Source organism: Microbacterium mangrovi, from assembly GCF_000802305.1.
GTDB classification, from domain to species: Bacteria; Actinomycetota; Actinomycetes; order Actinomycetales; family Microbacteriaceae; genus Microbacterium; species Microbacterium mangrovi.
On the sequence record NZ_JTDK01000005.1, the window covers coordinates 64,018 to 84,194 of the forward strand.

Below are 20,177 nucleotides of genomic sequence, written 5' to 3' on the forward strand. Positions count from 1 at the left end.
GGCGCCGAGTTCGCTGACGGCGCACCCGTCAGCGCAGCGACTCCTGGTAGGCGCCCAGCACGGCGGCGCGCAGCGCCTCCACGTCGTAGGCGCCGTAGTGGCGGCGGCCGTTCACGAAGAAGGTCGGGGTGCCGGCGACGCCGCTGAGATCGGCGGATTCGACATCCCGCGCCACGCGGGCCGCGTACCGCCCGTCGCGCAGGTCGCGCCGGAACCGCTCGACGTCGAGACCGAGGATGCCGGCGTGCTCGGCGAGGTCGTCCTCGTCCAGCAGGTCCTGGTGGTCGAGCAGCCGGTCGTGCATCTCCCAGAACCGGCCCTGCGCCGCCGCGGCCTCGGCGGCCTCCGCGGCCCGCTGCGCGTGCGGGTGCACTTCGGTGATCGGCAGGTGCCGCCACACGAACCGCAGTTCGAGATCGCTCATCGCCTCCAGGGCGCGCACGTTGGGCTCGGCGCGCCCGCAGTACGGGCACTCGAAGTCGCCGTACTCGACGACGGTGACGGCGGCGTCCCGCGGTCCGCGGATGTGGTCCCGGCGCTCGTCGACCTCTTCGGCCAGGTCGATCAGTTCGTCGGCCTCGCCGAGGAGGGCGCGGGCGCGGCGCCTGGCCGGCAGCAGCGCGACGATCCGGAAGAACGCCCCGGTGATCAGCGTGCTGACCGCGATCGCGGTGAGGATGCCGATCTTCGCCGCGTCCAGGTCGGGTCCGTGCAGGGCCAGCCCGGCGATGAGCAGCGACACCGTGAAGCCGACGCCGGCGATGGTGCCGATGCCGGTGACCGACGCCCAGCCGACCGGGGCGCGCAGGCGCCCGCGACTCGCCCACGACACGATCCGCGTCGTCGCCGCGATCGCGATCGGCTTGCCGAGGACGTATCCGGCGATGATGCCGAGGCAGATCGGCGACGTGTACGCGTGCGTCAGGGTCGCGGCATCCAGCGCGACGCCGGCGTTCGCCAGGGCGAACAGGGGAACGATGACGTAGCTGCTCCAGGGGTGGAAGACGCTCTCCAGGCGCTCGTTGTGCGAGATCGCCTCGCGCAGGCCGTCGCGCACCTGCACCGCCGACCCGAACGTGGGCTGTTCGCGGAACTCGCGGAACCGCGCCGTGGCGTCTTCGAGGCGCTCGCGCTGCGGCACGGAGGCGCGGGTGCACAGGCCGATCGCGAGCCCGACGATGAGGGGATCCACCCCGCTGGCCAGCACCGCCGCCCAGGATGCCACGGCGAAGATCCACGCGAACGGCACGACGGTGCGGAAGCGCCGCACCACCAGGTACGCGGCGAACGCCACGACCCCGAGGGCGAACGGCAGCACCGCGAAACCCGTGCTGTAGCCCACCGCGATGACCACGAGCGCGACGAGGTCGTCGGCGATGAACAGGGTGAGCAGGAACCCCTTCGCCCGCTCGGGCATGGTGCGCGCGACGAGGGTGAGAAGGCCCAGCGCGAGCGCGGTGTCGCTGGACATCGCGATGCCCCAGCCGTGCATCGCGCCGCCGGTCGCGTTGACGGCGAGGTAGATCAGCACCGGGAGCAGCATCCCGACCACCCCGGCGATCGCGGGGAGGATGAAGTCGCGCCGCCGGCGGAGCGAGCCCAGATCGAACTCGCGGCGCGCCTCGAGGCCGACCACGAGGAAGAACAGGGTCATGAGCCCCGACGAGACCCACTCGCGCAGCTCCAGGGAGATGCCGACGTCGCCGACAGCGATCGACAGGGTGCTCGACCACAGGCCCGCATAGGTCGCCGGGCTCGCGTTCGCCCAGACGAGGGCGGCGACGATCGCCGCGATCAGCACCCCGGAGCTGCCGGCCTCGGTGCGCAGGAACGTGCTCAGCTGCGCGGCGACGGCACGGGACCACGCGGTGAACCCGCTGTCGGCGGACGCGAGCCGATCCTCGCTCACCTCGCCGCCTCCACGAGGGAGACTCTATTCCCGTCGCTCCGGATGCGGGGTCACGGCAGCTGCTCAGGTATTTTGGTATACCATTCTTGTCATGACCGACACCTGGATCCTCCGCAACGTCCGTCCGCTCGGAGAGGCGGCATCCGACCTCCTCATCGAGGGCGACTCGATCGCCGCGGTGGTCGCCGCCGGCACGGCGACGGCGCCGGACGCGGCCGTCGTGGACGGTCGCGGCCTGCTCGCGATTCCCGGTCTCATCAACGCGCACGCCCACGTGGACAAGTCCTGGTGGGATCAGCCGTGGGTGCCCTACGGCGGCGTCGCCACGACGCAGGGACGCATCGAGCACGAGCGCGCCCACCGCGACGAGCTGCAGATCCCCTCGGTCGGCGGTGTCGAGAAGGTGCTGCGCGAGTTCCTGCGGCACGGCACCACCGCGACGCGCACCCACGTCGACGTCGACCTCGGCCTGGGCCTTCGCGGTGTCGAGGACGTGCTCGAAGCCGGGCGGAACCTCGGGGGAGCGGTCGGGATCGAGATCGTCGCCTTCCCGCAGGACGGGGTCATCCGCCGGCCCGGGGTCATCGCCCTCCTCGAAGAGGCCGCGTCGATGGGGGTCGCGAACATCGGGGGCCTGGATCCGGCCGGCATCGACCGGGACCCGGTCGCCCAGCTCGACGCCCTGTTCGACATCGTCGACCGGACCGGCACCGGGCTGGACATCCACCTGCACGACGAGGGGGAGCTCGGCCGCTTCCAGCTGGAGCTCATCATCGAGCGCACCCTCGCCGTCGGCGCGCAGGGGCGGGTGAACATCGCGCACGGCTTCGCGCTGGGCGAGATCTCCGAGCGTGCCCGGCAGGAGCTGCTGCCGCAGCTCGCCGAGGCGGGCATCTCCTGGACCACCGTCGCGCCGGTGGGGTCCGCGCCCCTGCCGTGGCGGGCGATGCGGGATGCCGGCATGGGCCTCGGACTCGGCACCGACGGCATCCGGGACCTGTGGAACCCGTTCGGCGACGGCGACCTGCTGCGCGTCGCGCTCACGTTCGCGCGGCTGCACGGCATGCGCACCGACGACGCCCTCGCCCGCGCGGTGTCGCTCGCCTCGACCGAAGCGGCGCCGTTCGTGCATCGCGAGCAGCACGATCTGGCGGTCGGCTCCCGCGCCGACGTCGTGCTCGTGGACGCCCAGAACGTGCCGGACGCCCTCGTGCGCGCACCGCGCCGGGAGCTGGTCGTCGCCGGCGGACGCGTCGTCGTCGAGAACGGCGTCGTCACCGTCTGATCGCCGGTCCGGCCCGGGCTCACCCGGCGGGCAGCATCCGGCCGTCCCGGAGCCCGAGCTCGAAGGACGCCCGCTGTCCGGCGGCATCCAGGCGCTGCTGGCCGAGGCCGAGCACCGCGAGGTCGCTCGGGGTGAGCAGGGTCACCTCGGTGCCGCCCGCGCGCAGCTCCGCGACGCGGGTGTCGATCGGCGGACGCGGGTACGGCGCGATGACCGTCACGGCGTCGGCCCCGGCCACGAGGTCCGCGCTGGTGGTGTCGAGGATGCCGGCGTCGAAGTACGCCGAGTCGCCGATGGGCATCGCGCCCACGAGGGCCGGGATCGCCGTGCTCGCCGCCACGGCCCGGGCCAGCGGCACGCCGGCGTCCCGGTCGAAGACGTGCCGCGCGCCGGTACGGGAGTCGATCGCGACGATCTGCAGCTCGCCCGGCCACTCCGCGTCGCCGAGCTGCGCCTGCCAGTAGGCGACCCAGCCCGGGCCCGCGGCGCGACGGCGGCCGGCGGCCAGCATCGCGAGGGCGCGCACGTCGACGTCGTCCAGCGGGCGGATCGCGAGCTGCTTGCGGATCGCCCGCGCCCCGGCGCCGAGCGCCCGCGGTCCGGACCCGGCGGAGGCGGCGAACCGGCGCGTCACGGTGCCGACGATCCACGCCCGGGCGAGGGGGTCGCCGAGGGGTCCCGGCGCCGACAGCAGACGCGGGGCGGCACCGCCGAGGGCCAGCGCCAGGTCGCGCCGCGCGGAGGAGGAATCCGGATGCGACACCCGTTCGCACGCCTGCGCGAACGCCTCGGGAGCCTCCAGCAGAGCCCCGGCGAACGCGCCGGCAGAGCTTCCGAGGACGACGTCGAACGGGCCGCGTGCCCAGGTCGACAGCACGCCGAGCGTCCACGCGATGCCGGTGATGCCGCCGGATCCCAGGACGAGGGCGTTCTCCATGCAGGGAACCTTATCCCCGCGCGGCATCCCGAAGCGCCGGACGCCTTCTGCCTTGCTGAACCCAACGCTCTGAGACAGACTTCATAGGCGGGGGAAAGCCCCGCCCGAAGGGAGCAGCACAGTGACCAGCAAGGACGCCACCGCCGCGATCGTCGCCCAGCAGCAGGAGGTGCGCCGCCGGCTGCCGTTCGCGGACGACGCCGACTTCGCCGCCGCCGACCGGGGGTTCATCGCGACCCTCGAGACGCCGCAGATCACGGATTCCGCCGGTGCGGTCGTGTGGGATGCCACCACCTACGACTTCCTCGCCGGCGACGCCCCGGACACGGTGAACCCGAGCCTGTGGCGCCAGTCGCAGCTGGTCGCCAAGCACGGCCTCTACGAGGTCGTCCCGGGCCTGTACCAGCTGCGCGGACTCGACCTCTCGGTGATGTCGATCGTCGAGGGCGACACCGGGATCATCGTGATCGACCCGCTCATCTCGAAGGAGACGGCTGCTGCCGCCGTCGCGCTCTACCGGGAGCACCGGGGCGACCGGCCGGTGACCGCGGTGATCTTCACCCACTCCCACATCGACCACTTCGGCGGCGTGCAGGGCATCGTCACGCAGGACGAGGTCGACTCCGGAGCCGTGCAGATCATCGCCCCGGAGGGACTCGTCGAGCACGCCGTCGCCGAGAACGTGTACGCGGGCACCGCGATGGCCCGCCGGGCCGGCTACATGTACGGCGCCGCGCTCGCGCGGGGCCCGAAGGACGCGGTCGGAGCCGGCCTCGGGCAGACGACGTCCACCGGCGAGGCGACGCTGATCGTCCCGACGGTGGAGATCAGCACGACGGGGCAGAAGCAGACGGTCGACGGCGTCGAGTTCGAGTTCCAGATGGCTCCCGGCACGGAGGCGCCGTCCGAGATGCACTTCTACATCCCGCGGTACCGCGCGCTGTGCATGGCCGAGAACGCCACCCACACGCTGCACAACCTCCTCACCCTGCGCGGCGCGCTCGTGCGCGACCCGCACGTGTGGTCGCAGTACCTCACCGAGGCCATCGAACGCTTCGGCGGCGAGGCCGACGTGCTTTTCACGTCGCACCACTGGCCGACGTGGGGCAACGCCGAGATCGTCGAGTTCCTCGGGCTCCAGCGTGACCTGTACGGCTACCTGCACGATCAGACGCTGCGGATGCTGAACCAGGGCAAGACCGGTGCCGAGATCGCGGAGGAGATCCAGCTGCCGCCGGCCCTCGAGAACGCCTGGCACGCGCGCGGCTACTACGGGTCGGTCAGCCACAACGTCAAGGCGATCTACCAGCGGTACATGGGCTGGTTCGACGGCAACCCGGCACGCCTGTGGCCGCACCCGCCGAAGGCGCAGGCGGAGCGCTACGTGGCCGCGATCGGCGGCGTCGACCGCGTGATCGAGCTGGCGCGGACGGCGTTCGACGAGGGCGACTTCCGCTGGGCGGCGACGCTCCTGGACCACGCGGTGTTCGCCGACCCCGACGACGCGGCGGCGAAAGAGCTCTACGCCGACACGCTCGAGCAGCTCGGATACGGGGCCGAGAACGGCACCTGGCGCAATTTCTACCTCTCCGGGGCGCGCGAACTGCGGGGCGGCTCGTTCGGCACGCCCACGTCGACGAACGCGCCGCAGATCATCGCGCAGCTGTCGCCCGAGCAGCTGTTCGACGCGGTCGCGATCACGATCGACGGGCCCAGGGCGTGGGACCTCGATCTGGCGTTCGACCTGACTCTGACCGACCTCGGCCGCTCCTTCCGCCTGACGCTGCGCAACGGCGTGTTCGTGTACGTCGAGCGGGAGCCGAGCGGGGATGCCCCGCTGCACCTCTCCCTGACCAAGCCGCGCCTGATCGCGCTCGCCGCCGGCGACCAGCAGTCGCCGGGCATCGAGGCGACCGGCGACCTCGGGGTCGTCGGCCGGCTGCTGGGTGTGCTGTCGCCGGGCGACCCGGACTTCGAGATCGTCCTGCCCTGAGCTGATCTGCCGCGTCCGCGCCTGTGCCCGTCGGGCTCAGGCGCGGACCGGTTCGGGGGAGGACTCCACGATCGCGAACCCGCGGCCGCGCAGCCGCCGGTGCTCGTCCTCGAGGTAGGCGAGCAGGCGATCGCGCGTGCCGCGGCTGTGTTCGGCGACGAGCCCGGCCGCCCGGTCGGCGTCGCGCGCGGCGATCGCGTCGACGATGTGCCGGTGCTCGGCACGGGCGTGCGCGCGTGATTCGGCCGTGCGCACCTCGAGCCAGCGGGTGCGCAGCAGCCGGGTGAGGGCGTCGCGCACCGCGTTCGCCAGGAACGGGTTGCGGGCGAGCTGGACGAGCGCCAGGTGGAAGTCGCCGCCGTCGCGGAGCATCTCGGCATCCGCGTCGTCGTGCTCGCGACTGGCCTCGGCGACTGCCCGCAGCGCCTCGATGTCGGCCGCGTCGGCGCGCTCGACGGCGAGGCGCGCGGCGGCGGTCTCGACGATCTCGCGGTACTCCATGACCGCACGGATCTCGGTGAGGTCGATCGGGCTCACCCGCCAGGCGCGCCCGTCGCGCCGGGTGAGGCCCTCGGCGGACAGCCGCAGGAGCGCGGCGCGGATCGGAGTGCGGGACGCCCCGAGCCGGTCTTCGAGCCCGCGTTCGCTGAGCAGCTCGCCCGGCGCGAGGTCGAGCGTCAGCACCGCCTCGCGGAGTGCGTCGTACGCGTCGTCGGCGCTCGTCGTGCCCATGGTGCTCTCCTATCGGGTCCATGTTCATGGTATACCTGACTGGTACGCCGAACTGGTACACCATGCTGGTATCCCAGCAAGATGTCGGACCGATCCCACGGAGGAGGAGCACATGAGCACCGAGACGCGCGTCGCGCCGCCGGTCCGCGAGCACACACCGGCGAAGGCCTGGCTCATGCTCGTGCTCGGCGTGCTCGCCCAGGCGGCCGGGACGTTCCTCGTGTCGACGCCGGCGTATCTCATCGTGCTGCTGCACGCCTCGCCCGACCACGGCGGCCAGGGCATGTCGCTGGCCCAGGCCGGGCTGCTGGCATCCGCCCCGACGTTCGGCATGGTCTGCACCCTCGTCGCCTGGGGAGCCCTCGTCGATCGCCGCGGCGAACGCGGGGTCATCGCCGGCGGGCTCCTCCTGACCGCCCTGTTCGCGCTGGCCGCGTCGGCGGCGCAGGGGTTCGTCGCCCTGGCGATCCTGCTGATGCTGGGCGGCGCGGCGTCCGCGAGCACCAACTCGGCCAGCGGGCGCATCGTGGTGGGGTGGTTCCCGCGCAGCCGCCGCGGCCTCGCCATGGGCATCCGGCAGATGTCCCAGCCCCTCGGTGTCGCCGCCGCCGCGCTCGTCGTGCCGCCGCTGGCGGCCGGCGCGGGGCTCACTGCGCCGCTGCTGGTCGCGGCGGCCGCCACCGGGGTGCTGGCCGTCGCCTGCTGGTTCGGGATCCGCAACCCGCCGCGCCCCGCGGTCGCCGCGGCATCCTCCGGCGCGCGTCCGGCGAACCCCTACGCACGCGACCGGTTCCTGGTGCGCATCCACGCCGTGTCGGTGCTGCTGGTGGTGCCGCAGTTCACGCTGTCGATCTTCGGCCTCGTCTGGATGACGACGGCCCTCGGCTGGAACGCCGCCGTCGCGGGCGGGCTCATCGCCGTGTCGCAGTTCATCGGGGCGCTCGGCCGCATCGCCGTCGGGTCGCTGAGCGACCGGGTGGGCAGTCGCGTGCGGGTGCTCCGCCAGGTCGCCCTCGCCGGCGTCGTCGTCATGGGACTGCTGGCGGCGTGCGGGGCGGCGCACTGGGACGTCGCCGCCGGGGCGGTGTTCCTCCTCGCCACGGCGGTGAGCGTCGCCGACAACGGACTGGCGTTCACCTCGGTCGCCGAGGCCGCAGGACCGGCCTGGTCGGGCCGGGCCCTCGGCATCCAGAACACCGGCCAGTTCGTCGCGGCGTCCGTCGTCGGCCCCGGTGTCGGGGCCCTCGTGACCGCCGTCGGATTCCCGCTCGCGTTCGCCGCGGTCGCCCTCACCCCGCTCGTCGCGCTCGGGCTCGTTCCGCGCGAAGACCGGCACGCGTCGTGACGCCCTGACTAACGTCCGCCGCCGGCAATGTCAACCCCCAAGTCAAAGGATCGGCCGCCGTTTAGAGTCGCATGGACAACAGAACGCACGGCGGGCGATGGGGCACGGCGTGCGACGAGGGGAGTGCAAGATGGAAGCGAGAATCGGGCGCTATGCCGTCGTCAAAGTGGGACCTTCGAACTGGCTCATTCACGACACACTCTACGAGGCACGTGACGCACGACGACTCGTCGCCTACATCGAGGGATCGGTGGGGTACGACGACGTCGACGTGACCTGGGTGCGGCCGGTCGGCTTGCCGACGCATCACGCATCCATCGATCACGCGCTCGGCCAGCTCGCGGCGCGCGACGGGGCCTCCCGGCCCTCGCACACCCGGCCGGTCCCGATTCCGTCGCACCCGCCGATTCAACTGCCGGCAACCGCGTGACCCGCAGCCGCGGGTCGAAACCGAGAAGGGGGACAGCGTATGAGCGCCGAAGACAAGGCCAAGGCCGCCAAGGAGACCGTCGAGGGCAAGGCCAAGGAGGCGGCCGGACGTGTCACCAACAACCCTGACCTCGTCGACGAGGGCAGGGCGCACCAGGCGAAGGCCAAGGGATACCAGGCCAGGGGTCACGTCAAAGACGCCGCGAACGACGTGAAGAACGCGTTCGACAACGACAAGTAGTCCGGACGCGAAGGATGCCGGGCCCGTCGAGGACGGGGCCCGGCATCGTTCTGTCTAGCATCGTCGTATGGTCACCGTCGGGGCGTTCACCGCCGGGCAGATCCGCGCGGCGGAGGCGCCGCTGCTCGCGGCCGGGGTGCCGCTCATGCGCCGCGCCGCAGCGGCCCTCGCGCAGGTGGTCGCCGAGGAAGCGCCACAGCGGATGCTGGTGCTGGCCGGGGCGGGCGACAACGGCGGCGACGCCCTGTTCGCCGGGGCGGAGCTGGCCGCCGACGGCACGGCGGTCGACATCCTGCGCACATCCGCCCGGGTGCACGAGGGCGCGCTGGATGCCGCGCGGGCGGCGGGAGCGTCCGAGGTCGAACTCGCCGTCGCGGCGCGCCGGGAGTACGACCTGGTGCTGGACGGCATCCTCGGCATCGGTGCCCGCGGCGGCCTGCGCGGCGCCGCACGCCAGGCGGTCGAAACCCTCATCGGCACGCCCGCGCGAGTGGTCGCCGTCGACCTGCCGAGCGGTCTCGATCCCGACGACGGCACGACCGACGGCGTGGTGCTGCCCGCGGAGACCACCGTCACCTTCGGCGGCGTCAAGGCCGGACTCCGGCGGGGCGCCGGCCGGCGGCTGAGCGGGCGGATCGTGCTCGTGAACCTCGGCCTGGCGCTGACGGACCCGGTGGCATCCGTCTGGATCGACGAGGTCCGTCGCGGCTGATCAGGCGTCCGGGCTCAGTACTCGCCCTTGATCACGAAGAACGAGCCGCGGATCGTGCCGGCGAGCTTCGACTTCTGCCGCGCGAACTTGAACGCGCCGAGTTCGGCGGGAACCTCCATGCCGTCGGACAGCTTGAAGCCGACCGCGCGCTTCGAACCGGGCTCGAGGCCGTAGAGCACGTTGATCGACAGGCCGGATTCGTAGAAGACGTACGACCACCGGGTGCCCTCGACCTCGAAGTCCGAGACCTCCAGGGCGGGGGAGGCGATGCGGATGTCGCGCTCGGCGAGCACCCGCTCGACCCAGGCGAGGGTGTCGGCGGCCTCCGCGGCGGGAACCGTGGTGAACTCGTGCTGGTACTTGTTGTGGAAGTAGCGGGCCTCGTTGGCGCGCAGGCCCGCGAGGGCCTCGGCGACGGGCGAGGACTCCAGGCCCACGGTGGAGACGTTCACGAAATCGACGACGTACGACATGGGGCCACGCTAGCCGATCGGGCGTCGCCGGCGCGGGGGTCAGAACATCGCGCGGAGGAGCTCCGCCTCGATGTCGGCGAACGCGTCTTCGCTGAACGCGACCAGGCGCACCTCGGCGACGCCGGTGCGGGCCGCGGCGATCGTCTCGATCGCCGCCGCCGCGGCATCCTGCCGGGGCCATCCGTAGACGCCGGCGCTGATCAGCGGAAACGCGACGGACCGGGCGCCCAGTTCGTCGGCGACCTTGAGGCTGCGCCGATAGCACGAGGTCAGCAGGCCGCGATCGCGCTGCCCGGCCGCGTAGTTCGGGCCGACCGTGTGGATGACCCACCGTGCCGGCAGGTCGCCGGCGGTGGTCCATCCGGCATCCCCCGTGGCGAGGCCGTGCGGGAACCGCGCGATGCAGTCCTGCAGGATGGCGGGGCCCCCGGCCCGGTGGATGGCGCCGTCGACGCCGCCTCCGCCGCGCATGGCGTTGTTGGCGGCATTGACGACGGCATCCACCTCCTGCCGCGTGATGTCGCCGAGTTCAGCACGGATCTCGGTCATGGGCCCAGTCTGCCACCGCCGGTCGCGGCCGGCGTCAGTCGATCCGGGTGATCGGCGGCGGTGCGGCAGCGGCGTCGGGCTCGGGCATCCCTCAGCTCTCCTTGACGATCTCGGGGAGCTGCCACGTTCCGTCGAACCAGGGCTCGAGCGGCCCGTACAGGCGCACCATCGGGAACCACGACTTGCCGGGGATCGTCGGGACCCAGTTCGACTCCTTGCCCTCGGGGGCGGTCGGAGCGAACCACAGCACGGACGAGCCGTCGTCGTCCGGCTGGACGGTGCCGGTCAGGCTGGACAGAGCCGGGTACGCCGTCGACTGCAGGAGCGAGCGGGTCTGCGTGTCGTAGAGGTCGACCGACCAGAAGTTCTTCGCGGGCGGGTTCGCGGGGATGCGCAGCGAGTACGTCGCGGAGCCGTCGAGCACGTGCCCGTCGGCATCGTGCGCCGTGTAGGTGTACGCAGATCCGGCACCGACCTGCGCGTGCGCCATGGCCGGGGTGATGACCGTCGCGAAGTAGTGGAACCGGGTGCGCGCGTCGAGGTTGCGGGCGCCGTCGCTGAGGAACTCGTAGCTGCCGCCGACGAAGGGGTTCTTCCACGAGAGTCCCTCCCAGAAGTACGCCTCGGGCTCGCGCGGCGTGTACAGGATCGCCCGCGACATGGCCGCGCCGATGCGGGCGGCGTCGTCGAGGATGCCGCGGAGGCGGTCGTCGGGGGCGAACCGGGTGCCGTGCTTCAGGCCGATCGCCGCCAGGGTGCCGGCGCGCTCCGGATCGAGCGCGGTGACCGGCTCCTCGGCGACGAGCTGGGCGACCTCCTCGAAGAACGAGAAGTCGTTGGCGTGCACCGTGTTCTGCAGCACGTTCGCGATGTTCACGAACGTGTTCTCGCGCGGGTCGTCCGCCGCGGAGAGCGGATAGATCCGGGTCTGCTTCATGGCCGGGACGCCGCCCAGGGCGCGCAGCACCACCCAGTTGGTGAAGGTCGGGCACTCGTACGTGTAGTAGCCGTCCGGCCGCTCGCCGTCGTACCCCGGCGGGAGGAACAGGTACTTGCCGCCGGCGCCTTTGTCGGGGCCTGGGATGCCCATGTCGGCGACGTACCGGAACCAGAAGTCGTCGACGACGCACAACGACTCCGGCGGCGCTTCGATGACCGTGGGGCCCCAGGCACGCAGGTCGAGGAACGTGGTCCCGTAGGTGGTCTCGGTGTTGGGCGTCAGGAACAGGCCGCCGGAGTTCGCGCGGGGGTCCGTGTAGCCGATGATGTCCGGCGACACGACTCCGGCGGTGCGCAGGCCGCGGCGCATCGCGACGAGGGATGCCCCGGGCACGGCGGTCAGGAACGCGTCGATGCCGCGCAGCAGGTCGAGTCCGTCGAAGATCGTCTCCACCGACTCGGCCCGCGGAACCCCGTCGAAGAACTCCAGATCGCCGAACGGCGTCGACAGCGAATCCGGTGTCGACAGGTGGGTCACCTCCTCGGCCAGCTGCTCGCTCGTGAGACCTGCCCCGGGGGTACCCTCGATCGCCATCGGATCGCATCCTTTCGTGTGCCTGACACTCGGGTTCGAGTCTGTCAGGGTGAGGATGCCGCTGCCAGGACCGGCGGCCTGCTGCGGAACGTGTCGCGCAGCGGCCGCGCGGGCGCGGCGGGGCGTCAGGGCACGCGGGTGATGGAGCCGGTCCGGGAGTCCAGGACCGGCACGGCGGTGGTCGGGGTGTGGTGGGCCTGCAGCGCCCGGTGGATGCGCCAGGCGGCGAACACGGCGACCGCGCTGACCGCGAAGTGCAGGCCGAGGTAGACGTCGGCGAGGCCGGCACCGAGCAGGAGCCCGGCGACGAGGGGACCGGCCGCCGAGAACGCGGTCTGCAGTGCCGACACGGTGCCCAGGGTCTGCCCGACCATTCCCGCGGGCGCCAGGGACGCCGTCAGCGGGTTCAGCACCGGGCTGTAGATCGTCTCGCCGACGGCGAAGACGCCGTAGGTCGTGACGAACATCGCCGAGGCCAGGGCGGCGGGCATGAACTGGGCGGCGCTGAGCAGCACCCACGACAGCATCCAGATGACCCCGACGGCCATCAGCAGCACGGGCGCCGAGCGCTTCGCGGTGAGGCGCACCATGAGCACCTGCAGGGCGACCACGACGAGGCAGTTCACCGCGGCGGCGGTGCCGATCGCTGACGGGTCGACGTGCAGCTCGGTGATCGCGTAGGCCGGAAGGCCGGACTCGAACTGGGCGTAGAAGCCGAGGGCGAGGGCGACGGTCACCACGGCCGTCCAGCGCATCGCGGGCTCGGCGAAGATGAGCCGCAGCGCGCCCGGACGCCGGGCGGGCGTGTGCTTCGCATCGGGGCGGATCACCGTGATGGCGCCGGTGGAGGCATCCACACCCGCATCCGTCGCCTCTTCGGCGACCGAATCGACGACGCCGATCGGGCCGGGGAGGCGCCCGGCGATCGCGATCACGATGGACGACAGCACGAAGCCGAGCGCGGCCATCAGGAATCCGGCGTTGAGGCCGGTAGGCTCGTCGAGGTTCACGACCAGACCCGCCAGGAACGCGCCGGCGGCCATGCCGAGCGACTCGGCGGTGAACTTGTAGGCGAACACGCGGCGGCGGTCGTCGCTGGACGACCAGCGCAGGGCGAGCACCTGCTTGGCCGGGACCGCGGCGGACAGTCCGAGGCCGAACACCAGCATCCCGGCCAGGAACAGCTGCGGCGAGTCGACGAACATGAGGGATCCGACCGCTGCGGCGCCGATGAGCTGGGTGGCGACGGCGACGAGCACCGGGTCGATGCGGTCGGCGAGGCGTCCGGCGAGCGGCGCGGCCACGAGCGCGCCCACCGAGAAGAGGGAGGATGCCACGGCCGCCGTGAGGGTGCCCCACCCGCGGGTGTCCGCCGCGTAGGCGTACTGATAGGGGAGCACGGCACCCCAGCCGAGGGAGCCGATCGCGGACGCGAGGATGAGCAGACGAGCACGCATGAGGAGGCCTCCTTCGGTCGGTGGCGGGACGCCGTGATAGCTTTCATGTCGAAGATTTCGACATCGAAATATTAGCAACAGAAAGAAGCGTGGGAGAATTCCCGCATGGCCGGTCGAAGATCAAGCACGCGCGACGAGTACCGCCGCGCGGTCGAGACGTATGTCGCCGCCGGCGGCGACGAGTCCGTGCAGCGCGTGATCACCGCCGCGCAGAGCCTGAACCGCAAGCTCGACCAGTGGTACGCCCGCCAGCTCGTCGACCTCGATCTCACCGCGGGGGAGTGGGGCGTCATCGCCGGCATCGCCCGCGCGGGCGAGCCGCTCACCCCCGGCTACCTCGCCGAGCTGACCAGTGTCGCCCCGTCGTCGATGACTCATCGGCTCGACAGGCTCGCCGAACGCGGCCTCGTCGAGCGCACGCCGGATGCCGAGAACCGCACGCGGGTGCTGGTGGGGCTGACGGATGCCGGCTGGCGCACGTTCAGCTCGGTGATCCGCAGCTCGAACGTCGTGGAGTCCGACGTCCTGCAGGACCTCAGCGACCGCGAGCGCGACGAGCTCGCCCGCCTCCTCGAGATCGTCATCCTCCGCCTCGACCACATCGGGGACTGACCCGTTCCGCGCCCTGAGCCTGTCGAAGGGCAGCCGCGATGTCAGACGTCACACAAAATGCACCCCATGGCGTTCGTCTACATCCTGGAGTGCAGCGACGGCAGCTTGTACACCGGCAGCACCGACCGGGACGTCGAACATCGTGTCTGGCAGCACAATCACGATGACGCGTGGGCGGCGAATCACACCCGACGTCATCGACCCGTGAACCTGGTGTGGTGCGCGTCGGTTCCGGATGCCGGTCGCGCGTTCGCCCTGGAGAAGCAGATCCAGGGTTGGAGTCGCGCCAAGAAGCTGGCCCTGATCGATGGTCGATTGGAAGACCTGCCGGCGCTATCGAGATCTCGTTCGGGACAGACACCCTGACTCCGGGGCTGTTGGGCTTCGACAGGCTCAGCCCGCCGTGCTGCGCCCTGAGCTTGTCGAAGGGCAGTCGCTCCCGGCCCCAGCGTCAGCGGGCGCCGCGGACCGCGTAGCGCCGCATCCCGACCCCGTCGCCGCCGTATTCGCCGGACTCGAGCAGGTCGAGCTGCAGCGGTTCGGCGAGTTCGTCGAACAGGGGGCGCCCCGCCCCGAGGACGACGGGGTGGATGAACAGCAGCAGTTCGTCGAGGAGTCCCGCGTTCAGCAGCTGCGTCGCGATCGATGCGCCGCCGACCCCGATGTCGCCGTCGGCGCTCGAGCGCAGGTCGGCCAGGCGTTCGAGGGCGGAGTCGCCGTAGATCTCCGTGTTGTACTGCGCGGTGGTGCGCGAGCGCGACACCAGGATCTTGGGTTTGTCTGTCCAGATGTGCCCGTATTCGCGCAGGAAGTCGGGCGCCGACTCGTCGGTGCGGGCGGCGGGCCAGTAGTCCTCCATGATCTCGTAGATCGCCCGGCCCTCGACCGACATCGTCTGGGCGGCCGCGCGCCGGTTGAACTCGCGGTGCAGTGGTTCGTCGATCCGCAGCCACTCGTCACCGGCGTGGCCGGTCGTGGCGGGCGGGTCGATCTTGCCGTCGAGCGAGATGTTCATCCAGTACACGAAGCGGGCGGTCATGCCGCCAGGCTACGCGCGCCCGCCCCGTCGCGGGAGGGATATCCTGAGAACTTTGCATGAATGAAAGATTTCACTTCACACAAAGTTGCAGTCGTGCAATGATGTAGGAACGCAATCTCAAGAAGGATGCTGATGTCTTCAACCGCCACCGCGCCCACCCCGACCGTGGGCGCACCCCGTGCGCAGCACGGGTCACCGATCATGACGCACCGGCAGATCATGCTCGTGATCGTCGGCCTCATGGCCGGTATGTTCCTCGCGTCGCTCGATCAGACGATCGTGTCGACAGCCATCCGCACCATCGGCGACGACCTGCACGGCCTCGATCAGCAGGCCTGGGTCACGACCGCCTACATGATCACCTCGACGATCATGGTGCCGATCTACGGCAAGCTCTCCGACGTCTTCGGTCGCCGGCCCATCTATCTGTTCGGCATCGCCGTCTTCATCCTCGGGTCGCTGCTGTCCAGCTTCTCCACCTCGATGGTCGAGCTCGCCGCGTTCCGGGCGTTCCAGGGAATCGGCGCCGGTGCGCTGATGTCGATGCCGCTGGCGATCATGGGCGACATGCTCGCTCCGCGCGAGCGCGCAAAGTACCAGGGCTTCTTCCTGGCCGTCTTCGGCATCTCGTCGGTCATCGGCCCGGTGATCGGCGGCGCCTTCGCCGGCGCGAGCACGATCCTCGGCATCGACGGCTGGCGCTGGGTGTTCCTCATCAACGTGCCGATCGGCATCGTGGCGATCGTCATGGTGTTCGCCTTCCTGCACCTGCCGAAGTTCGGTGAGCGGGCCAAGCCCCGCATCGACTGGTTCGGAGCGGCCGCGGTCGTCGTCGCCCTCGTCCCCTTCCTCCTCGTGGCCGAGCAGGGCCGCACCTGGGGCTGGGACTCGACCGCTGCGATCACCTGCTACGTCATCGGCGCGCTGGGCCTCGTCGCGTTCCTGCTGATCGAGTTCCGCATGGGCGATGACGCGATCATCCCGATGAAGCTGTTCCGCAAGGGCGCCTTCTCGATGGCGACGCTCCTCGGCTTCCTCGTCGGGTTCGGCATGTTCGGTGCGATGCTCACCATCCCGCTGTACCTGCAGATCGTGATCGGCCTGAACCCGACGCAGTCCGGGTTCGCGATGCTCCCGATGGTGCTCGGCCTCATGGCGGCCTCGATCGGTTCGGGTCAGTTCATCTCGAAGACCGGCAAATACCGCTGGTTCCCGACGCTCGGCACCGGCCTCGTCGGCGTCGGCTACCTGCTGCTGACCACCCTCACGGTCGACTCGTCGATCTGGCTGCTCGCCGGCATCATGGTGCTCGTCGGCCTCGGCCTCGGCGTCATCATGCAGTCGCTCGTGCTCGCCACCCAGGGGGCGGTCGAGCCGCGTGACATGGGTGTGGCCACCAGCGCCGCGACGTTCTTCCGCCAGATCGGCGGCACGCTCGGCACCGCGGTGCTGCTGTCGGTGCTGTTCTCGGTGATGCCGACCCACATCAACACGGCCATGTCCGACAAGGCCGAGCTGACCGCCGCGCTGGATGCCGCGATGAACCCCGCCGTCGCCGACAAGGCGAACAACAAGGGCGTCATGGACCAGATGTGGAACAAGATCGTCCAGCCGATCGAGAAGGGCACCCAGGAGGGGCTCGACAAGGCCACCGCGCAGATCAACGCCGCCGTCAAGGTCGCCGTGACCGAGAAGGTGACGCAGGCGGTCGACGCACAGGTCGCCGCCGGGGTCATCCCGCAGGCCGCCGCCGATCAGATCATCGCGCAGCAGGTCGACAAGGCACTGCCGGTCGCCACCGCGACCGCCGTGAAGCAGGCCGCCGAGAAGGCGGGCGTCTCCGTCGAGAACGGCAAGCTCGTCGTGGACTACTCCAACGCCGACCAGCGCAAGGCCGTGGTCGACAAGGTGGAGCCCACCATCGAGAAGAAGCTGAAGGACACCAGCGCGAGCAGCTCGTCCGACAGCTCCAGCATGAGCGACACGTCGTTCCTCAACGGCGCGGACAAGCCGCTGACCGTGCAGTTCCTCACCGGCTTCACCTCGTCGACGGGTCTGGTCTACTGGGTCGGATTCCTGGTGATGATGGTGGCGTTCGTCCTGTCGTTCTTCTTCAAGGCCCCGCCGCTGCGTCAGCGGTCGGCTCTGCAGGAGCAGGCGGACAAGCACGCCGAGGATGCCGCCGCAGCCGACGCCAAGTCGGATGACGACATCATCGACGAGCTCGAGGAGCGGGTGAAGGCCTGACCCGCCACAATGGGAGGAGCACCGGCCGGATCCGTCCGGCCGGTGCACTCCCGCAGAACGGACACCGCACATCATGAACCCGCAGCCCGACTCCCTCCGCGAGCGCAAGAAGCGCGAGACGCGCGAGCGCATCCGAGACGCCGCCGTGGCGCTCGCGGATGCCAAGGGCATCGCCGACACGACGGTCGAGGAGATCTGCGCTGCCGCCGACGTCTCGGTGCGGACGTTCTTCAACTACTACCCGACCAAGAACGCGGCGATCCTGGGGCTTCCGGCCCTGATCATCCCGGATGAGGCGCGCGAGAAGTTCCTCGCCGGGTCGGGCGCGCTGATCGACGACATCGTCACCCTCATCACCGGGATCGGCCTCGAGCTGCCCGGCAAGCACAAGCACGGCATCGTCAAGCGGCATCCCGAACTGGCCTCCACCTTGATGGAGTGGGGCAGCCGTCACCGCAGCGACCTGATCTCGATCGTCGAGCAGCGCACCGACCCCGCGACCGCGCGTCTCGCCGTCGGGGCCGTGATGATCAGCTTCGGGGATGCCGCGTCCGAGGGCGGCGACATCAGCCCCGAGACGGTCGACACCGAGGTGCACCTGGCGCTCGATCGCCTCTCGGCGCTCCTGTCTGCCCGCGCCCCCCGCTGACGCACGCCTGTCGCTCCCGCGCCCTGAGCCTGTCGCTCCCGCGCCCTGAGCCTGTCGAAGGGCAGTCCCACCCGCCATGCGAGTAGCGTGGCTCCATGCCCCGCCTCGCCACTGCCGGCACTGCTGCCGTGCGCGCTGCCCGTGACTTCCTGTTCGCCCACGCGACCGACTATTCGGGGGCGGTGGACGGTTTCGTCGCTCCGCAGCTCGACGAGTTCAACTTCGCGTTGGAGTGGTTCGACGTCGTCGCGGCGGAGCATCCTGATCGTGCAGCGGTGACGATCGTCGAGGCGGACCTGTCGGCGCAGTCGTGGTCGTACGGCCGGCTGTCGGAGCGGTCCGACCAGGTGGCGTCGTGGCTGCGGTCCATCGGCCTCGGCCGCGGATCGCGGGTGATCGTGATGCTTAACAACACGATCGAGCTGTGGGAGGTCATGCTCGGGATCGCCAAGCTCGGCGCCGTCTCGATTCCGACGTCGACCCTGCTGTCGGCGGCCGATGTCGAGTTCCGGGTGGAGCGGGCGGGTGCGGATGCCGTCGTGACGCTCACCGACCTCGCCGACCGGCTCTCGGAGGGGCCCGCCGGCGTGCTGCACGTCGGCGTGGGTGCGGATGTGCCGGACGGCTGGATCGCGTGGGACGACTCGTCGTCGGCGGAGGTGCGGTTCGAGCCGGATGGTCCGACGCCGGCATCCGACACGAGCCTGCTCTACTTCACGTCGGGCACGACGTCGCGTCCGAAGCTCGTCGAGCACACGCAGGTGTCGTATCCGATCGGGCACCTCTCGACGATGTGGTGGCTGGGCGTGCGGCCGGAGGACGTGCATCTGAACATCTCGTCGCCGGGGTGGGCGAAGCATGCGTGGTCGAGTTTCTATTCGCCGTTCCTGGCGCAGGCGACGGTTTTCGTCTTCAACTATGCGCGGTTCGATGCCGACCAGCTGATGCAGGTGATGGAGACGCATCACGTGTCGACGTTCTGTGCGCCGCCGACGGTGTGGCGGATGCTGATCCAGGCGGATCTGGGGCGGCTGACGCATCCGCCGCGCGAGCTCGTGGGTGCGGGGGAGCCGTTGAACCCGGAGGTCATCCATCGCGTGCGGGATGCGTGGGGCGGCACGATCCGGGATGGCTACGGCCAGACGGAGATGACCTGCTGCGTGGGCAATTCGCCGGGTCAGACGGTGAAGGACGGTTCGATGGGTCGGCCGACGCCGGGGTATCCGGTTGTGCTCGTCGACCCGGTGACCGGCGAGCAGGTCGAGGACGAGGGCGAGGTGTGTCTCGATCTGGCGCGTGCCCCGCTCGGTCTGATGGCGGGCTACTTCGAGGATCCGGATGCCACGGCCGCGTCGCGCGAGGGCGGCTACCACCACACGGGGGACATCGCGGCGCGGGACGCGGACGGATACCTGACGTACGTCGGCCGCACCGACGACGTGTTCAAGGCGTCCGATTACAAGATCTCCCCGTTCGAGTTGGAGTCGGTGCTGCTCGAGCATGACCTCGTGGTCGAGGCGGCGATCGTGCCGAGTCCGGATCCGGTGCGGTTGGCGGTGCCGAAGGCGTACGTGCGGATCGCGGTCGCCGGGCAGGACGATCTGGATGCGACCGCGTCGTCGGTGTTCGCGCACGCACGGGACCGTCTGTCGGCCCACCAGCGGGTGCGGATCATCGAGTTCGTGGATGATCTGCCGAAGACGATCTCCGGCAAGATCCGCCGCGTCGAGCTTCGTGCCCGCGAGGCCGAGCGGGTCGAGTCGGGTTCGGATGCCGCCCAGTTCCTCGACCGCGACTACCGCTGACCTCCGCGCCCGCGTCACACGCCCGGACCCGTTCTCGCGCCCCGTGTGCCCCGAGCTTGTCGAAGGGCAGGCGTCCCGGGTGGTGGTGGGCTTCGACAGGCTCAGCCCGCGTGATCTTGCGCCCTGAGCTTGTCGAAGGCCAGGCCCGCTTGGTCTTGCGCCCTGAGCTTGTCGAAGGGCAGGCGTCCCGGGGCGTTGGGCTACGACAGGCGCGGGCCGCCCGTTTGAC

At 70.8% G+C, this 20,177-nt stretch carries 19 protein-coding genes; 11 read left to right on the plus strand and 8 right to left on the minus strand.

Annotation, left to right across the window (positions count from 1 at the left end; translation table 11 throughout):
* Nucleotides 1–28: 28 nt before the first annotated feature.
* Nucleotides 29–1,909 (minus strand): Na+/H+ antiporter NhaA, encoded by a 1,881-nt coding sequence (locus tag LK09_RS03830; protein ID WP_039396204.1) that lies wholly within the window; start codon nt 1,907–1,909, stop codon nt 29–31.
* Between the two features lie 91 nt (nt 1,910–2,000).
* Here LK09_RS03830 and LK09_RS03835 point away from each other — a divergent pair, with 91 nt between their 5' ends.
* Complete coding sequence (locus LK09_RS03835) at nt 2,001–3,194, plus strand: amidohydrolase (protein ID WP_039396207.1); 1,194 nt, start codon at nt 2,001–2,003, stop codon at nt 3,192–3,194.
* Nucleotides 3,195–3,213: 19 nt separating this feature from the next.
* Here the strand turns inward: LK09_RS03835 and LK09_RS03840 are convergent, their stop codons facing one another.
* Entirely contained in the window at nt 3,214–4,131 is a 918-nt protein-coding gene (locus LK09_RS03840) for a patatin-like phospholipase family protein (RefSeq protein ID WP_039396211.1), read from the minus strand.
* 121 nt (nt 4,132–4,252) lie between these two features.
* On the opposite strand from LK09_RS03840, the gene LK09_RS03845 reads away from it, so the two are divergent.
* Entirely contained in the window at nt 4,253–6,124 is a 1,872-nt protein-coding gene (locus LK09_RS03845; protein ID WP_039396214.1) for an alkyl/aryl-sulfatase, read from the plus strand.
* 36 nt (nt 6,125–6,160) lie between these two features.
* On the opposite strand, the gene LK09_RS03850 is transcribed toward LK09_RS03845, so the two are convergent.
* Nucleotides 6,161–6,856 (minus strand): GntR family transcriptional regulator, encoded by a 696-nt coding sequence (locus LK09_RS03850; RefSeq protein ID WP_039396216.1) that lies wholly within the window; start codon nt 6,854–6,856, stop codon nt 6,161–6,163.
* A gap of 112 nt (nt 6,857–6,968) precedes the next feature.
* Here LK09_RS03850 and LK09_RS03855 point away from each other — a divergent pair, with 112 nt between their 5' ends.
* From LK09_RS03855 to LK09_RS03870, 4 genes are all read left to right on the plus strand, one after another.
* Nucleotides 6,969–8,201 (plus strand): MFS transporter, encoded by a 1,233-nt coding sequence (locus tag LK09_RS03855; RefSeq protein WP_039396220.1) that lies wholly within the window; start codon nt 6,969–6,971, stop codon nt 8,199–8,201.
* 97 nt (nt 8,202–8,298) lie between these two features.
* Entirely contained in the window at nt 8,299–8,631 is a 333-nt protein-coding gene (locus LK09_RS03860) for a hypothetical protein (protein WP_156138643.1), read from the plus strand.
* Between the two features lie 39 nt (nt 8,632–8,670).
* The gene (locus LK09_RS03865) at nt 8,671–8,871 is read left to right on the plus strand and encodes a CsbD family protein (protein ID WP_039396226.1); all 201 of its coding nucleotides are present in this window, start codon (nt 8,671–8,673) and stop codon (nt 8,869–8,871) included.
* 67 nt (nt 8,872–8,938) lie between these two features.
* The gene (locus LK09_RS03870; protein ID WP_039396229.1) at nt 8,939–9,583 is read left to right on the plus strand and encodes an NAD(P)H-hydrate epimerase; all 645 of its coding nucleotides are present in this window, start codon (nt 8,939–8,941) and stop codon (nt 9,581–9,583) included.
* 14 nt (nt 9,584–9,597) lie between these two features.
* On the opposite strand, the gene LK09_RS03875 is transcribed toward LK09_RS03870, so the two are convergent.
* The 4 genes from LK09_RS03875 to LK09_RS03890 form a co-directional block, all read right to left on the minus strand.
* Nucleotides 9,598–10,056 carry a hypothetical protein gene (locus LK09_RS03875; protein WP_039396232.1) on the minus strand — a complete coding sequence of 153 codons (459 nt, stop codon included), beginning with the start codon at nt 10,054–10,056 and terminating at the stop codon, nt 9,598–9,600.
* Between the two features lie 39 nt (nt 10,057–10,095).
* Nucleotides 10,096–10,605 carry an O-acetyl-ADP-ribose deacetylase gene (locus tag LK09_RS03880; protein ID WP_039396234.1) on the minus strand — a complete coding sequence of 170 codons (510 nt, stop codon included), beginning with the start codon at nt 10,603–10,605 and terminating at the stop codon, nt 10,096–10,098.
* 91 nt (nt 10,606–10,696) lie between these two features.
* Nucleotides 10,697–12,139, minus strand: coding sequence for a DUF1254 domain-containing protein (locus LK09_RS03885; RefSeq protein WP_082008040.1), 1,443 nt, complete (start codon nt 12,137–12,139; stop codon nt 10,697–10,699).
* Nucleotides 12,140–12,264: 125 nt separating this feature from the next.
* A complete protein-coding gene (locus LK09_RS03890) occupies nt 12,265–13,596 on the minus strand; it encodes an MFS transporter (RefSeq protein ID WP_039396237.1) in 1,332 nt (443 codons plus the stop codon).
* Nucleotides 13,597–13,701: 105 nt separating this feature from the next.
* On the opposite strand from LK09_RS03890, the gene LK09_RS03895 reads away from it, so the two are divergent.
* Nucleotides 13,702–14,208, plus strand: coding sequence for a MarR family winged helix-turn-helix transcriptional regulator (locus LK09_RS03895; RefSeq protein WP_039396240.1), 507 nt, complete (start codon nt 13,702–13,704; stop codon nt 14,206–14,208).
* Nucleotides 14,209–14,274: 66 nt separating this feature from the next.
* On the plus strand, nt 14,275–14,574 hold the full coding sequence (locus LK09_RS03900; protein WP_039396344.1) for a GIY-YIG nuclease family protein: 300 nt from the start codon (nt 14,275–14,277) through the stop codon (nt 14,572–14,574).
* An 85-nt stretch (nt 14,575–14,659) separates the two neighbouring features.
* On the opposite strand, the gene LK09_RS03905 is transcribed toward LK09_RS03900, so the two are convergent.
* Nucleotides 14,660–15,247: a dihydrofolate reductase family protein gene (locus LK09_RS03905; RefSeq protein ID WP_039396244.1), complete on the minus strand. Its 588-nt coding sequence runs from the start codon at nt 15,245–15,247 to the stop codon at nt 14,660–14,662.
* A 132-nt stretch (nt 15,248–15,379) separates the two neighbouring features.
* On the opposite strand from LK09_RS03905, the gene LK09_RS03910 reads away from it, so the two are divergent.
* The 3 genes from LK09_RS03910 (at nt 15,380) to LK09_RS03920 (ending at nt 19,948) form a co-directional block, all read left to right on the plus strand.
* Nucleotides 15,380–17,494 carry an MDR family MFS transporter gene (locus LK09_RS03910; RefSeq protein WP_082008046.1) on the plus strand — a complete coding sequence of 705 codons (2,115 nt, stop codon included), beginning with the start codon at nt 15,380–15,382 and terminating at the stop codon, nt 17,492–17,494.
* A 73-nt stretch (nt 17,495–17,567) separates the two neighbouring features.
* Nucleotides 17,568–18,143: a TetR/AcrR family transcriptional regulator gene (locus tag LK09_RS20570; RefSeq protein WP_052226388.1), complete on the plus strand. Its 576-nt coding sequence runs from the start codon at nt 17,568–17,570 to the stop codon at nt 18,141–18,143.
* A 95-nt stretch (nt 18,144–18,238) separates the two neighbouring features.
* The gene (locus LK09_RS03920) at nt 18,239–19,948 is read left to right on the plus strand and encodes an AMP-binding protein (RefSeq protein ID WP_039396247.1); all 1,710 of its coding nucleotides are present in this window, start codon (nt 18,239–18,241) and stop codon (nt 19,946–19,948) included.
* Nucleotides 19,949–20,177 lie beyond the last annotated feature (229 nt).

Excerpts from the sequence above, each read along its gene's own strand:
- LK09_RS03835 (WP_039396207.1), top strand. The coding sequence starts at position 2,001 with ATGACCGACACCTGGATCCTCCGCAACGTCCGTCCGCTCGGAGAGGCG.
- LK09_RS03840 (WP_039396211.1), bottom strand. The coding sequence starts at position 4,131 with ATGGAGAACGCCCTCGTCCTGGGATCCGGCGGCATCACCGGCATCGCG.
- LK09_RS03850 (WP_039396216.1), bottom strand. The coding sequence starts at position 6,856 with ATGGGCACGACGAGCGCCGACGACGCGTACGACGCACTCCGCGAGGCG.
- LK09_RS03855 (WP_039396220.1), top strand. The coding sequence starts at position 6,969 with ATGAGCACCGAGACGCGCGTCGCGCCGCCGGTCCGCGAGCACACACCG.
- LK09_RS03860 (WP_156138643.1), top strand. The coding sequence starts at position 8,299 with ATGGGGCACGGCGTGCGACGAGGGGAGTGCAAGATGGAAGCGAGAATC.
- LK09_RS03865 (WP_039396226.1), top strand. The coding sequence starts at position 8,671 with ATGAGCGCCGAAGACAAGGCCAAGGCCGCCAAGGAGACCGTCGAGGGC.
- LK09_RS03870 (WP_039396229.1), top strand. The coding sequence starts at position 8,939 with ATGGTCACCGTCGGGGCGTTCACCGCCGGGCAGATCCGCGCGGCGGAG.
- LK09_RS03875 (WP_039396232.1), bottom strand. The coding sequence starts at position 10,056 with ATGTCGTACGTCGTCGATTTCGTGAACGTCTCCACCGTGGGCCTGGAG.
- LK09_RS03880 (WP_039396234.1), bottom strand. The coding sequence starts at position 10,605 with ATGACCGAGATCCGTGCTGAACTCGGCGACATCACGCGGCAGGAGGTG.
- LK09_RS03885 (WP_082008040.1), bottom strand. The coding sequence starts at position 12,139 with ATGGCGATCGAGGGTACCCCCGGGGCAGGTCTCACGAGCGAGCAGCTG.
- LK09_RS03890 (WP_039396237.1), bottom strand. The coding sequence starts at position 13,596 with ATGCGTGCTCGTCTGCTCATCCTCGCGTCCGCGATCGGCTCCCTCGGC.
- LK09_RS03895 (WP_039396240.1), top strand. The coding sequence starts at position 13,702 with ATGGCCGGTCGAAGATCAAGCACGCGCGACGAGTACCGCCGCGCGGTC.
- LK09_RS03900 (WP_039396344.1), top strand. The coding sequence starts at position 14,275 with ATGGCGTTCGTCTACATCCTGGAGTGCAGCGACGGCAGCTTGTACACC.
- LK09_RS03905 (WP_039396244.1), bottom strand. The coding sequence starts at position 15,247 with ATGACCGCCCGCTTCGTGTACTGGATGAACATCTCGCTCGACGGCAAG.
- LK09_RS03910 (WP_082008046.1), top strand. The coding sequence starts at position 15,380 with ATGTCTTCAACCGCCACCGCGCCCACCCCGACCGTGGGCGCACCCCGT.
- LK09_RS20570 (WP_052226388.1), top strand. The coding sequence starts at position 17,568 with ATGAACCCGCAGCCCGACTCCCTCCGCGAGCGCAAGAAGCGCGAGACG.
- LK09_RS03920 (WP_039396247.1), top strand. The coding sequence starts at position 18,239 with ATGCCCCGCCTCGCCACTGCCGGCACTGCTGCCGTGCGCGCTGCCCGT.